The 13962-nt window shown below is 52.6% G+C and carries 9 protein-coding genes, 1 tRNA gene and 1 riboswitch; of the genes, 2 read left to right on the top strand and 8 right to left on the bottom strand.

The window, feature by feature from the left end; genetic code table 11:
* Positions 1-339: 339 nt before the first annotated feature.
* The 8 genes from L215_RS0108615 to L215_RS0108580 all read right to left on the bottom strand — a co-directional run bounded on the left by L215_RS0108615 (position 340) and on the right by L215_RS0108580 (position 10808).
* Positions 340-2007 carry a sulfatase-like hydrolase/transferase gene (locus L215_RS0108615; RefSeq protein ID WP_025883387.1) on the bottom strand — a complete coding sequence of 556 codons (1668 nt, stop codon included), beginning with the start codon at positions 2005-2007 and terminating at the stop codon, positions 340-342.
* On the bottom strand, positions 2004-3767 hold the full coding sequence (locus L215_RS0108610) for a phosphoethanolamine transferase (RefSeq protein ID WP_027451652.1): 1764 nt from the start codon (positions 3765-3767) through the stop codon (positions 2004-2006). The genes L215_RS0108615 and L215_RS0108610 overlap by 4 nt, the downstream gene beginning before the upstream one ends.
* An 83-nt stretch (positions 3768-3850) precedes the next feature.
* Positions 3851-4360 carry a low molecular weight protein-tyrosine-phosphatase gene (locus tag L215_RS0108605; protein WP_025883388.1) on the bottom strand — a complete coding sequence of 170 codons (510 nt, stop codon included), beginning with the start codon at positions 4358-4360 and terminating at the stop codon, positions 3851-3853.
* The gene (locus tag L215_RS0108600; protein ID WP_025883390.1) at positions 4341-5090 is read right to left on the bottom strand and encodes a lysophospholipid acyltransferase family protein; all 750 of its coding nucleotides are present in this window, start codon (positions 5088-5090) and stop codon (positions 4341-4343) included. Before L215_RS0108600 ends, L215_RS0108605 begins: the two co-directional genes overlap by 20 nt.
* A 473-nt stretch (positions 5091-5563) precedes the next feature.
* Positions 5564-6808, bottom strand: coding sequence for a M16 family metallopeptidase (locus L215_RS0108595; RefSeq protein ID WP_027451650.1), 1245 nt, complete (start codon positions 6806-6808; stop codon positions 5564-5566).
* A 162-nt stretch (positions 6809-6970) separates the two neighbouring features.
* On the bottom strand, positions 6971-7582 hold the full coding sequence (locus L215_RS0108590; RefSeq protein WP_025883391.1) for a 30S ribosomal protein S16: 612 nt from the start codon (positions 7580-7582) through the stop codon (positions 6971-6973).
* 331 nt (positions 7583-7913) lie between these two features.
* Positions 7914-8384, bottom strand: a complete 471-nt coding sequence (gene nrdG / locus L215_RS0108585) for an anaerobic ribonucleoside-triphosphate reductase activating protein (RefSeq protein WP_025883392.1) — start codon at positions 8382-8384, stop codon at positions 7914-7916.
* 24 nt (positions 8385-8408) lie between these two features.
* Positions 8409-10808, bottom strand: coding sequence for an anaerobic ribonucleoside triphosphate reductase (locus L215_RS0108580; RefSeq protein WP_027451649.1), 2400 nt, complete (start codon positions 10806-10808; stop codon positions 8409-8411).
* Between the two features lie 94 nt (positions 10809-10902).
* A riboswitch (cobalamin riboswitch) is annotated at positions 10903-11131 on the bottom strand.
* Positions 11132-11467: 336 nt separating this feature from the next.
* Here L215_RS0108580 and L215_RS0108575 point away from each other — a divergent pair.
* Together L215_RS0108575 and L215_RS0108570 are read left to right on the top strand one after the other, a co-directional pair.
* Positions 11468-11540: transfer RNA gene (locus tag L215_RS0108575), tRNA-Thr, on the top strand.
* A gap of 90 nt (positions 11541-11630) precedes the next feature.
* Positions 11631-13301: a formate--tetrahydrofolate ligase gene (locus L215_RS0108570; RefSeq protein WP_027451648.1), complete on the top strand. Its 1671-nt coding sequence runs from the start codon at positions 11631-11633 to the stop codon at positions 13299-13301.
* Positions 13302-13962: the final 661 nt, after the last annotated feature.

The raw sequence follows: 13962 nt of genomic DNA, 5'->3' as shown, positions 1-13962 counted from the left end.
TGCACTCTCCGTGCACCCTAGTGACCACGTCCTCGGTGGTGAGGGCACGAGCGCACCTGACCTTGTAGCTATTGGTGTGATAGTATGTTTCGGTTCTATCGTGTTCGCTTTCGGTCTGGTTACATACCTCAGGCAAAGATATAAAATGTTTTGAAGCAAAGCAATAGAGAGCGTCCCCCTGGACTTCGAGTAGCCTAGGGCTGACGCATGATAAAAAAAAAGAGCTCGTCTCAGTTCCTCGGTAGCTATTGTGGAAAATTCCTCGGGAGAAAACAATTGCCACACGAATGAGGCTCGAAGTCCCATAGGTGTGGCAACCTTTGTGTGTGGGGAGTAGGTTTACAAAGAGACCTTGATGCCAGAGAGACGCATCAGTATCTGAGGTAGGTCGCTGAGGTTGTGTCGCTCTGTATTGAGTTGTAGCAGCTGATCTCGTAGGGTGGGCGATATGCGTTGCATAGCTGGGGAGAGGTAGAGTAGCATCGGCACCTGCGCTCTAGTGTCGGGAGTCACCTGATCGCTGGAGTAGGGGTGCCACTCACCGTATACGCCTACGGGGCTACAGAAGATAAGTATCGTGGGGGTGTCCTGGTAGTACGTTACGATTCGCTTGAGGAGGTCATCCTGGTAGTAGACGACATTGTAGTACTGAGCTAGGTGGTCTAGTGCATCGCCAGACAGGCTTATGTCGGTGTTTGCAGATAGACGGTTGTACCTGTAGAACTCCTCGGGGATGCGCCACCAAATGTTACTCCGACCTCCTAAGAGATGGATGGTGGTGAGGCGGGACTGGTCTTTTAGCGGCTTGAGGTAGTTGAGAACAGCATCGTCGTAGGGGATTTGGTCTGTCCAGTCCTGATCGTCTGCACGGAGATTGGTAAAGAAGAGGTCATCGCAGTCGGCTGCTAGCGGGGGGTAGACATCTAGTCCGTGAGCTATGCGTGGAGTGTTGTCCAGCCAATAGGTGTCGTAGCCTGCTACTCGAAAGATACTATAGATAGAGGGGTAGGTATCCCAACTGTCAGGACTATCCTTAGGACATAGGGAGAGCGTCCAGGCAGCTGCGAGAGCCGCATTGTCAGAGGCACTATAGATGCTATCGAGCTTGATGAGAGAGCCAGTCTGCTGGAGGGAGTCTATGGCGGGGGTGTTGTCGCTAACGATAGGATTGTAACAGTGCATCAGGTGCGGGTAGATATCTTCGGCGACGACCAGCACAACATTGTGCGGTGGTAGGAGCGAGTCTACGGTTACCTCTTGAGGTGTCGCTTGCCGAGGTCTGTAGTTGAGAGCGCAGTGCTTAGCGTTTTGACATAACATACGACTGCTCAGATAGAGGCGAGCTATAGGAGCGTGGATATTGTACTGGATACCCCCTTCGCTAGCCACTATACGAGTCTTACGTAGGTAGCTGATACCGAGTATGTGTGCCCCGACGAGGACCACTATGAAGAGGATTGTGGAGCTATATTTCTGGAAGCGTGTGATACGTTCGGGAGAAAGCCCCTTTTTAGCATCCTTGGCACGACTGATCAACCAAGAGCCTCCGAGCGGTAGAAAGATGGCCAGTAGTAGCTTGCCCCACTCTCGTAGCATGAAGGGCATATCTAGTCGTAGCGACTTGAAGAAGCCGTGTGCCTCTCCAGGATTGGTCGCAAAGATAGGTGTGGCGATAGCGTCACAGTAGGGCATCTGGTAGGTACTGACGAGGTAGAGATCCATAATGTGTACGGCACTGACCAGTACCAGCTCAGTGATGAGGACTACCTTGCGTGTGATGCGATGGGGTATCAGGGTGGGGATGACGTAGAGTAGGGTAGCCATCCAGAGGGTGTCCCATAGTAGGGGAATATTCTCCTTAGATAGATAAGGAGCACTCTTTGAGAGCAGATCTCTGAGGACGAGATTATTGAGCGTCAAGATCGCTAGCATCGCAATCAGTAGCCATACTAGCTGAGGAGCCCTAGCTTTGACCCCCTGGAGGTAGTTGAAGAGAGCCTTTTTCATAGCTGATCTGGATGCTTAGGGGTGAAGGTGACCTCAGTGCCAAAGCCCTTGATACGTCTAGGTCGGGTGGCGTCGTACTGGAGACTCCACAGCTGTAAGCGGGGGATGGTATAGTTTGACTGGATCCCCATCAGTCCCATCAGTGAAGAGGTGAAAAGGTCCGTCATGAAGGGCTTGTACTTAGCGCGCTGTACGGCTAGTAGGACGTCTGGATTCTCAGCTGCAAACTGGTCGGACATATAGACCATGAAGGGTATCTGGAGGGACCTCTCAGAGACTGAGTGAGCTGCTTGATGAGGTGCCTCGGGATTGTCATAGCGAGCTAGTCCATGGTCGGAGAAGTAGATGACAATGGAGGAGCTTTGGCTGTAGTACTTGATAATCTCTGAGACGATGTAGTCGTTGTAGAGGATAGAGTTCATATACTCTGCCGAGTTTTGCGCCTCGCCGGCACTGAGGTGAGGCTCCAATTGCCTCACATCTTCAGCCGTAAAGCGGCCAAAGCGGTCGTGTGGGTATCTATCGGCAAAGGCTGCATGATTACCCATTAGGTGGGTCATCACAAGTAGATGACCGCTAGGCGAAGTGGTCTGTCGGTAGTCCGTTAGATGTGGGAGGAGGAGTTCATCGTACTTGACTCGACCAGCCTTCCAGTGCAAGGCACTAGAGGTGCTTCCCTCTGTGTAGTACGAGCTATCTGCGGTAGAGGCTATGAGCGACACCTCCTCGATCCAATCTCCAGCCATCTCTTGATTGCTACACCAATAAGTTTTGTAGCCAGCGGAGGAGAAAGCGATAGGTAGCGTAGTCGTGGCATCCCAAGGCGCCTGCTCATCCTCTCCTCGTATGGTGAGGACACGTCGCAGTGAGGTGATTGTGTTGGGCTGTGGGCAGACGACATCGTCATATAGCGTGAGTGAGCCCGAGCGTACGAGCGAGTCTAGGTGTGGTGTATTCTCTAGCGGGTAGCCGTAGCAGTGCATATCTAAGCGACGTAGAGACTCGCCGATGATGACCACCACATTGTGCGGCTGACGCTGAGGCATGAGACGAACGTTGGTCGGAACGTTTTTCCATAAGTTCTGCGCCATATCATCGTATCGCTTTTGATTGGCAAAGACTCCTAGCGTCGTCCCGATGTAGCGACTCATCATATTGTACTCGTGAGCGAGGGTGTAAGCCTCATCATTGGAGATACCTTCGGCCACTATCGGGCTAATCTGCATGGCGTGTGGCACACCAGATATGAGCACCAATAGTATCAGAGAGAGTAGTCCCCAGCCCTTGCGTATTAACCAAGTCGCGAGGGAGATGACACAGAGTAGCCCGATGGACTTTAGGAGGGAGCGCAGCGGTATGCTCCAGAGTAGTAGTGAGCGACACACCTCGTCGGCACGGGGCGTATAGTACTGTAGCAATACAGTCTGCGTCAGGAGTGTGCCGTGCTGTGTCAGGAGATAGTACTCATATATAAATAGTACAGCCGAGAGCAGTACGATCAGGCTAGTCCACGTGATGCGCCACCACCGCTGAGGCAGGATGGCGGGGAGCGTCATCAGTATCGCTGTGCCGGCGATATAGCCTCCCAGCCAAAGGAGCAGAGGCATCTCCATGCGAAGGTGAAGTATCATTAAGCCACCCATGATCACCTGCAGGAGTGTCAGGAAGACAAAGAGGGTCGGCATGCTACACATGCGTCCCCACAGTTGCTTGAGATAGCCGCCACAGATGGAGAGAAGCCTTTTTATCTTAGGAAACATCAGAATCAAAGATTGCTCGTTAATTAGGATCGTAATAAGTCCAGCGCAAAAGTACGAAAAGTAGTGCTGTCCCCCTCACTTGTTTACTTATCGCTCTGAGCGGCGCAACGATGGTATAGACGGGTACACGCCTCGGTGAGTAGGTCGAGGACTAGCTCAAAGCCCGAAGCTCCACCGTAGTATGGGTCGGGTATGTGATCCCACGGCATCTGCTCGAGGTAGTCCGCCATGCGCACGACCTTCGCCTGCTGCTCTAACGTAGGCGCCAGCTCACGTAGCGCCTCGTAGTTGCCATCGTCCATGGCGACGATTAGGTCAAAGGTCTCAAAGTCTCTATCCGTCACCTGCCTCGCCCGGTGTGTCATCTCAATTCCTCGTCTTGCCGCATGAGCACGCATTCGTGGATCTGGTAGACTGCCTTGGTGCCAACCGCCGATGCCAGCCGAGTCCACCTCAATCCGAGATGAAGTCGCTGGGTCTTCGGCTAGAAGCTGCCGCATGATAGCCTCAGCGAGAGGCGAGCGACAGATATTGCCTAGGCAGACGAAGAGGATGCGATAAGGAGCCGTGGTGCTAGAGTTGCTCTGTGCCATCGTGGATGCCTTGCTGTATCGTATGGTAGACCTGCTCGCGGAGGTCTTGCATCGGCTGATCTGAGGTGTGGAACTCACGAGGATGAATAGGCTGGTGTATGTCTAGGTAGAGGCGACGCCAGTGGGGTAGGAGCGAGCCAGCACGCATTACTCCATAGGAGCCCGAGATGGAGACAGGAATGATCGGTATGTCTAGTTCGTCGGCTATGACGAAGCCCCCCTTTTTGAAGGGCTGCATACGCCCTGTGCGGGTACGACTGCCCTCGGGGAAGATAAAGATAGAGTAACCATCACCGAGCGAACGCTTCGCTTCGTCTAGCGAGTTGCGAATGTTCTGTATGCTATGCCCATTGACAAAGATAAAGCCCGCTACCTCGCACGCTTTACCCACGAAGGGAACACGCCGTAGCGACTCTTTCATCACCCACTTGAAGGGGATGCCGAGGAAGCCGTAGAGGAGGAAGATGTCGTAGGCTCCCTGATGATTTGCCATGACCACGTAGGGTCCGGCCTTCTTGTCGTAGTTCTTGCGCCCTCGTACGGTGACGGGACAGAGGGATAGGATTAGTCCTAGCCACGACCAGATGAGTCCAGGGTAGTAGCTAAAGAACTTGCCAAAGCCGAGCAAGCAGCCCACCGTCATAATGACTGCTAAGATGATGGTAAGGACCGCATAAATGGGAGCCGCAAATAAGACTATATATATAATGTATAGTATCCGTAGTAGCATAGAGAGGTTGGGTTGTCTCACGTACTGAGTCTGTAGCACTTGCCTCAGCGTTCACAAAGGTAGTGAAAAAGCCCTTGACATTCACCTCCTTCGCAGGGGTGACGCATGATAAAAATGCGCTCGTCTGATTTCCAACCTAGGAATTTGCCAAATAAGTACCTAGAAATTTGCCCATTTCCTACCTAGGAAATGGCAAATTCTTCGGACTTATTTTTTGATTCTTCCGAAGTTTCATTTGATTCCTCCGAAGAATTTTTTATTTCCTAGGTACCTATTGGGGAAATTTCTAGGTAGCTATTTGGCAAATTCCTAGGTAGGAATTTAATTCTTCGGGAGGAAGGCGTAATCAGAGAGGATCCGTAGACACTGTGTAGCGATAGACGAAATGCCTATTTCCTAGCTATCGTCATGTGTAGCTTCTAGACGGCTGATTATCATGCGTCAGCCCTGACCTCCTTCGCGATGTAGCTCTACTACTTGTAGATGAGCGTATGTCGCTGCGCTCTCGTGAGGTAGCGACTGACGGTATCGGTGACTTCTTCTGGCGTGATCGCCTGTATGCGTTCGGAGACCTCAGCGACGCTACTGACCCTGCCGAAGTAGAGGTAGCTCTTGAGCATGGTGATAAGCTCGCTGTCGTGCTGGTCATTGGCGAGGAGTAGCTGCCCCACGATCTGCTGCTTGCTGATGGCTAGTTGCTCCGTACTCATGGGGCTAGTGACATAGCGGTCTAGGATGCTATGCACCGCCTCAACAGCTTGCTGTAACGTGTCGCTCCCCGTGCCTAGGTAAACGTTCCAGACGCCATCGCTTAGGTAGGGCGTGTAGCTAGCCTCGACACTGTAGACTAGTCCCAGCTCTTCACGCAGATGTAGGTTCAGCTGTGAGGAGATGGCGGGACCACCGACGAAGTTGTTGAAGAGCGTCATAGCGTAGCGCTCACGGTCGTGCAGGCTCGGAGCATGTGTCCCGATGATGCAGTGGCTCTGGTTAGTGCGATAGTGGTGCGTCTTGGCGATGAGTCGCTCGGGAGTGGTCGTGGGCTTGACCTTTGGCACCTTAAATGGATCTCCCGCAGCTACTCGTGGCTCGCTGTAGAGATGTTCGATCATCTCCACTGCCTTGGCAAAGTCTATCTCGCCCCAGATGCCCAGCACCATATTGTCGGGACGGTAGTACTGATCCATAAAGCGTCGTACCACAGACGAGGAGATACGTCTGACCGACTGCTCAGAGCCTAGGATATTGTGCGCAAGCGGAGTGCCACCAAAGAGCAACTCCTCAAACTCATCGTATATCCGCTCGCTCGGAGCATCTAGGTAGCTAGCAATCTCCTCAATGATCACCTCCTGCTCCTTGCTCAGCTCTTCGGCTGGTATGTAGCTATTGAGCACGATATCCGTGAGCAGATGAACGGCTCTGAGTGCGTAGCGTGAGGGGATTGATATGTGCAGGGTCGTATCCTCCTTAGTGGTAAAAGCATTGAGGTCGGCCCCCACTGCCTCGACCCGATTCACCAAGTGCAGAGCGTGTCGTCTATGCGTTCCCTTAAAGAGCATGTGCTCCGTACAGTGTGCCAGTCCATGGTAAGGCTGCGGATCGTGAGCCGACCCCGTCTGTACCATGTAGCCTATATAGGTGACCTGGCTGGGGATAGGGTAGTAGACGATACGTAGTCCCTGGGTAGTGGTGTGGTATTGTAGTTGTGGAGATGTCATGATGAGAGGGAGGGTGACTGTCACATAGATAGATCGGTCAGCTCAAACGAGAAACCCAGACTACACAAAGTTATGCAGTCTGGGTCTCACTGGATATCATGATACATACGTATCCGTGTCTATACGACTTGATATGTCGTAGAGGTTATGTAGCTTGTTAGCTTACTCAGCAGCGGGAGCCTCTTCGGTAGCTGGTGCCTCCTCGGTGGCTGGAGCTTCCTCAGCAGCTGGTGCTTCCTCGGTAGCATTAGCCTCCTCGGCAGCCTCAGCTTCAGCCTTAGCAGCGGCCTCAGCTTCAGCCTTCTCGCGCTCGATGGCTGCTTTCTTCTCCTCTAGTGCCTTGCTACGCTCCTTATTTTGCTCTTCCTCAGCCTCGTGCTGCTTCTGAGCCATATCCTGAGCCTTCTGCTGGTCACGCTCAGCGACTCCCTTGAGGAGCTGCTGCTTGTTCGTGTGCCATGCCTCAAAGCGCTGGTCTGCGACCTCCTGTGTGAATGCACCCTTGGCGACACCACCATCGAGGTGCTTCTTAAGGAGGACACCCTCACGTGAGAGGATGCGACGTACGGTGTCACTAGGCTGTGCACCGACCTTGAGCCAATAGAGAGCGCGGTCAAACTTCAAATCTATTGTAGCAGGATTAGTGTTCGGATTATAAGAACCTATCCTCTCAATAAACTTTCCATCCCGTGGAGCCCTGCTATCAGCGATGACGATACGGTAGAAGGGGTAGCCACGACGACCGAATCTTTGTAGTCTGATTTTAGTTGCCATTGTTGATATTGAGATTTGAATGATTTGGATGTCCGTCAAGAGCCTTGGCTCGTACGAACCGTGCAAAGGTACGCAAAAAAGTTTACCCCACCATCACCTTCCCAAGATTTATTGCCGTCTGATCGTCCGCTCCTCTAGGGGAACGCTCGTTTTCCAACGCTGGAAAGCAAAGTTTCCTTCCTTGGAAAACTACTTTTCCTCCCTTGGAAATTTGATTTTCCAAGGCTGGAAAATCTTTGGAAATATCTCGGGGAGGTTCCTTTCTGCTTCTTTGTTATCTCCTGGCACTGGTCGGAGCGTGGCAGAGGAGGAGCGTGGGGCTTGACTTTAGCTAGCGCTGCGCTTTGTGCAGGGCTATGATGCGCTGATTGGAGCTGCCTCTGAAGGAGAGCTGAGGGTCGTAGAGACTCTGTACGAAGCGTCCATCGACGAGTACATCTATATAGTCTAGCAGTGGGGCGCGTGTGGGGTCTTGCTCGATCTGCTCGAGCGTGTAGCCTGTGTAGCACCAGATCTCTAGCCCCGTGTCGCTCTTGAGACGCTTGAGGAGCGTGAGTAGCTCCTCGGGACTGAACATCGGATCCCCTCCACTCAGCGTGATGCCGTCGAGGAGGGGATTGTCGTTGATCCTGTCAATGATCTGCTGCAGGTACTCCTCCGTCAGGGGTGTGCCTGCGAGCGGACTGTGACTCTCAGGGTTGTGACACCCTGGACAGTGATGGGAGCAGCCTGCTAAGTAGATGGAGCAGCGTATCCCATCACCGTCGAGGATGGTCTCGGGTATGACCTTGAGGACATTCATTTGAGAAGCCAGAGGCTTGAGAGGCTAGTGATGCTTGACGCGATCAGCCTCTTCGGCACGCTTGGCGGAGTTCCATGAGGCGAGGTCGCCCGTCAGGTAGCCCGTGATGCGGCGCATACGTAGTATGTCTTCGCCACCACATATCGGGCACTTCGCATAGATGACCCCTTTGTAGTGACATTCGCGACAAGTGTCTATCGGGTGATTGATAGAGCCGTAGCCAATGTGGTTGTCTTGCATTAGCTTGACAATCTTGGCGATCGCCTTGACATTCTTCTTAGCCTCGCCATCGAGCTCTATATAAGTAATGTGTCCTCCTAGCGTGAGTGCGTGGAAGGGAGCCTCCAGACGTATCTTGTCCGCAATGTGGATCTCCTCCTTGACATCGATGTGGAAGGAGTTGACATAGTAAGCTCTATCGTTGACCCCCTCGATGACCCCGTAGCGCTTACGGTCGAGGCGCGTGAAGCGACCTGAGAGACCCTCAGCTGGAGTGGCTAGTACGGAGTAGTTGAGATGGTAGCGCTCCTTGAACTCCTGTGCTACCTCACCCATGATCTCGATGCAGTGGTAGAGTGTGTGCCAAGCATCCTGGTTGGTGCCGTGTCCCTCGCCGTAGATGGCGCACATAGCGTTGTGCCCACCGATGAAGCCGATGCCGAGCGTACCGCTGTCTATCACGTGACCGACAGGATCGTTGGGACGTAGGGCACCCCCGCCCTTCCAGACATCATTGCCCATCATGAAGGGGAACTGACGCGCCAAGGCTGTCGCCTGAAACTCGTAGCGCGTGTGTAGCTGCTCGCCTACGAGCCGAGCCATCTCACGAATTGAAGTGTAGAGCTTATTGATTGCTATACTGCGCATTTTGCCTATATCCTCCTTCGTACCCATCTGCTCCTTAGCATAGCGCATTGCTTCGATGGCTAGGCGAGGTAGATTGATCGTCGTAAAGGAGAGATTGCCACGACCGATGGAGGTGCGTGGACCATTGATATTTTCAAAGACACGCGTACGGCATCCCATTGTGGCTAGCTCATGACGGTAGCGCAGCGGGTCCTCCGCATCCCACTCATCACTATGATTGAAGGGCGTATCGAGGAAGACAAAGTTGGGGAAAAGCGCCTTCGCCGTTGTCTCGCAAGCCTTCAGGAAGAGGTCGAAGTTTGGCGTCTCAAACTCTATCTCCCCAGCCACAGCACGGTCGAAGTCTTTCATCGCACGGTCGAAGTCCGCCTCGGAGTAGTTGACCCCGTCCTTGACCTTAAAGATCTGTATTGGGAAGACTGGCACTTCGCCACCTACGCCTAGACCTTCGGTAGTTGCTTTCATCAGCTCCTCAATGACCATACGTCCCTCGGCCGAGGTGTCGGTACCATAGTTGATCGAGCTAAAGACAACCTGATTGCCACCACGCGAGTGCATCGTGTTGAGGTTGTGAATGAAGCCCTCCATCGCCTGATGCGTGTCACGACGTGTGCGCTCGATCGCTTGATTGATCAGGAAGACCAGTTCTTTGCGTGGTATCTCCTTATTGACCCGCTGGCCTAGAGCTTGACACAGATTCGTCACCGCCGTCGAGGTCGGGACGATACTGTCTAGATGCTGACCAGCCAGCTCTCGTATCTCTTGCACTGAGGGCAGGTCTGTGGCTCCCTGGCAGTGAAGGAATAGGCGGGTCGTGTCGGCGATATGCTTGAGAAAAGTCTTGTAGACGCCAGGAGCCATGAAGAAGTCAAAGGCTGGTATCGCCTGTCCTCCATGCTGCTCGTTTTGGTTCGTCTGGAAGACGATCGTCGCCAGCGTGGCATAGCTTTGGATGCTCTGAGGCGTGCGTATGCTACCATTCTTCGTGTGGAAGCCCCGCTCGTAGAGATCCGCCAGGTCGTATTGGATACAGGTGGTCGTCTTGGTTGGGTAGTAGTCGAGGTCGTGGATGTGGATATCGCCACGACGGTGCGCCTCAGCATACTGCGTGGGGAGCAGGTAGCGGTAGGTGTAGTCCTTAGAGACTTCAGATGCGAAGGTCATCATCTGCCCAGCGGGCGTGTGACTGCTCATATTGGCGTTACTCAGATTGACATCGTTGCTGTCGATGGTGACGATGCCGTCGAGGTTGCGCTTGAGCTCGCTCTTCTTCTGACGCTCCGTGTTGCGCCACTCGCGATAGAGTATGTAGCGTTTAGCCACCTCAGGCTGCACCTTCATGAGCTCGCTCTCGACGAGATCTTGTACCTCCTCGACAGAGATGACCTCCTGATCGATGCGTCCGAGGACGCCCATGGTTACTGTCTTCGCCTCTTGGAGACACTCGGTCTGACCTGTGGCGATGTAGGCTTTGAGAACGGCGTTCTCAATCTTGGACGGGGTAAATGGCTCCTGAAGCCCATCCCGCTTGATGATTTGTTTGATAGTTGTTGTCATACTTCAATTCCCGAAAGTAATGTAGGTTGCCACGCTTCGTCCATCTCTCGTGCGACTGTCGCTCTTCTAGCGACACTCCTCGTCTTATCCCTTACGATCTCTGTATGCTAGGGTCGGTCTTCTGACTTATCTCGTCGGGACTATGCTCTGTGTAGCGTAGCCCTGCTCGGAGTAATCTCCTTCCCATCTTATGAAGCTAAGACAGTGGATATGTGATCCTCCTCCAAGGCGAGAATTACAGCAGCGGGTTCTGTACTGGACTCACACCAGTTTCCCAGTGACTAGGCGGTATGCGCTAGTTCACCCTATTATATATAGATCGCAGATTGACGAAAGAATGGGTAGCGTAGGGCATCCTTGTTTGTTTCGATTGCAATATTACTGCTTTCCTACGAGATAACCAAATAAAACAACTTCGAAAACGATGGCTGTTGAAAAGTTTTCCAAATGTAATTCGCAATAGCTTGTAGACTAGTCGTTTGAGAAAAATGAGCTTTTCGGAAGTTTTCCAATTGGAATCTTTGGTCTCTCTGTTTTGTCTACTAAGTTGTCGGTATTGGATAGCTTTTCTTTAGTAAAGCGGGTGGCGAAAGCAAACTCAAAGCGCATCCTCTTTGTAGTATCAAAAGTTTGTTGTACTTTTGCATCGTCAATGAGACGCCGAAATAGCTCAGTTGGTAGAGCAACTCATTCGTAATGAGTAGGTCGCCGGTTCGAGTCCGGCTTTCGGCTCTTATCTTGTTTAGCTAGGGCGTCGTCTATAGTGGTCTACCCGACCCTGTAGGGGGTGCCTTTTTACTTATACACTAACATAGTACTACAATGAAATCAGATATTCAGATAGCTCGTGAGTGTGAGCTCAAGCCTATTGAGGAGATCGCTCACCAGCTAAACATCACAGACAGTGAACTAGAGCCTTATGGCCACTACATTGGCAAGGTCTCCCTCGATCGGATAGACCCCGACAAGGTAGCGCAGAGTAACCTCATCCTCGTGACCGCCATCACGCCGACCAAGGCGGGTGTCGGTAAGACAACCGTCTCTATCGGTCTAGCCCTCGGGCTTAACAAGATCGGCAAGAGTGCTGCTGTAGCGCTTCGCGAGCCCTCCCTCGGTCCCTGCTTCGGTATGAAGGGTGGTGCCGCTGGTGGTGGTTACGCTCAGGTGCTCCCGATGGAGAACATCAACCTCCACTTCACGGGCGACTTTCACGCCATCACCTCAGCGCACAACATGATCACTGCGCTTCTAGACAACTATATCTATCAGAATAGAAATAGTTGCGAGGGACTCTCCGAGGTGCTCTGGAAGCGCGTCCTCGACGTCAACGATCGCTCCCTGCGCAACTGCATCACGGGTTTAGGGGGCGTCGGTAATGGCATCCCCACGGAGACTGGCTTTGATATCACCCCTGCGAGTGAGATCATGGCGATCCTTTGCCTCGCTTCTGACCTAGACGACCTGCGTCGTCGTATCGACAATATCCTCCTCGGCTACACCAAGGCTAAGGAGCCATTTCGTGTCAAGGACCTGGGCGTCGGTGGCGCTATCACCATCCTTCTAAAGGATGCGATCAAGCCGAACCTCGTGCAGACCACCGAAGGAACCCCAGCTTTCATACATGGCGGACCTTTTGCTAATATTGCTCACGGATGTAACTCGATCCTCGCGACAAAGATGGCTATGTCTTGCTGCGACTACACCATCACGGAGGCTGGCTTCGGTGCCGACCTCGGTGCGGAGAAGTTCCTCGACATCAAGTGCCAAGTAGCAGGCATAACGCCTAAACTAACGGTCATCGTCGCTACCCTCGCTGGTCTTAAGATGCACGGTGATGTCCACGAAAAGCAGATCTACGAGAAGGACATAGAGGGTGTCCGTAAGGGTCTTGCGAATCTAGATCGTCACGTGCACAATCTGCACAACTTCGGGCAGACGGTGGTCGTCGCCTTCAACCGCTACGCTACCGACACAGACGAGGAGATCGAGATTGTCCGCAATCACTGCGAGCAGGTCCTAGGTTGTGGCTTTGCGATCAACAATGCTTACAGTGAGGGTGGCAAGGGTGCTACCGAGCTGGCGAAGCTGGTCGTCAAGACGATTGAGAAGCATCCCTCAGAGCCTATCGATCACGTCTATCAGCTCAGCGAGCCGGTCAAAACGAAAGTAGAGCACATCGCCAAGCGCATCTACGGTGCTGCCAACGTGACCTATAGTAGCAAGGCTGAGAAGAAGCTCGCTCGTATCCAAGAGCTCAACATGGAGCGCTATCCTATCTGCATCGCCAAGACGCAGTACTCCTTCTCGGCAGATCCCAAGGGATATGGCGACATGCGAGGCTTTGATATGAAGGTCGAGGATATCGTCCTCAACAGCGGCGCCGAGATGATTGTCGTCATCATGGGTAGCATCATGCGTATGCCAGGCCTGCCCAAGGAACCACAGGCCGTCCACATGGACATCGTCGATGGTCAGATCGAGGGGCTGAGCTAGTAAGCCCTCACCACATAGAGACTACTGCACTCGTCAGTAGCTCACCCTCAGAGTTAGGTCGCATGGGAGACTACATCGCCGTAGTTCCTGTGCGACCTCTTCGTTTCCTATCTCCCCATAACGAATACTCCGCCTATCCTAATAAAAGGCTGCTCATATCGTGCTGGTTTAGTAGTATATACGAGTTCCAAAAAGAGTTCCCCTCTTGGAACTTTTTAGTTCCAAGGGAGGAACTCTTCAGTTCCAGTGGAGGAACTTTTCAGTTCCAGCGGAGGAACTTTTTAGTTCCAGCGGAGGAACTATTAGGGGGAAGGGCATTAGGGAGAGGATTGCGGGTAAGTGAATGGAAATGAGAGGGATTTGCACGATATCTCTGTGATTTGCACTGCGAGGTAAAGTGCAGAAAGCGTGGATTTGTGCAGAAGTTCCGTTACCAAATCGTTAGCCCATTCTCCGAATGGTAACGAAGAGGTAGGAGCAGGTAACTGACGGAAGAGTATTCGGTAAGTGAACTTTCTGCGATTTGGTTGCTGTTGCTCTGATATACAACGCTTTGCATAGCTGAGAACGCTTCGGTAACGGGTAACTTTGCCCATAAAAACAGAAGCGTATGCAAACAGACAAAATGAAGGTGTTGCTCTACCTCAAAAAGAGCGGATTG

Source organism: Porphyromonas uenonis DSM 23387 = JCM 13868 (genome assembly GCF_000482365.1).
Lineage (GTDB): Bacteria > Bacteroidota > Bacteroidia > Bacteroidales > Porphyromonadaceae > Porphyromonas > Porphyromonas uenonis.
The sequence above is the reverse complement of the archived record's forward strand: the minus strand, read 5'-3'. Positions and strand labels throughout refer to the sequence as shown.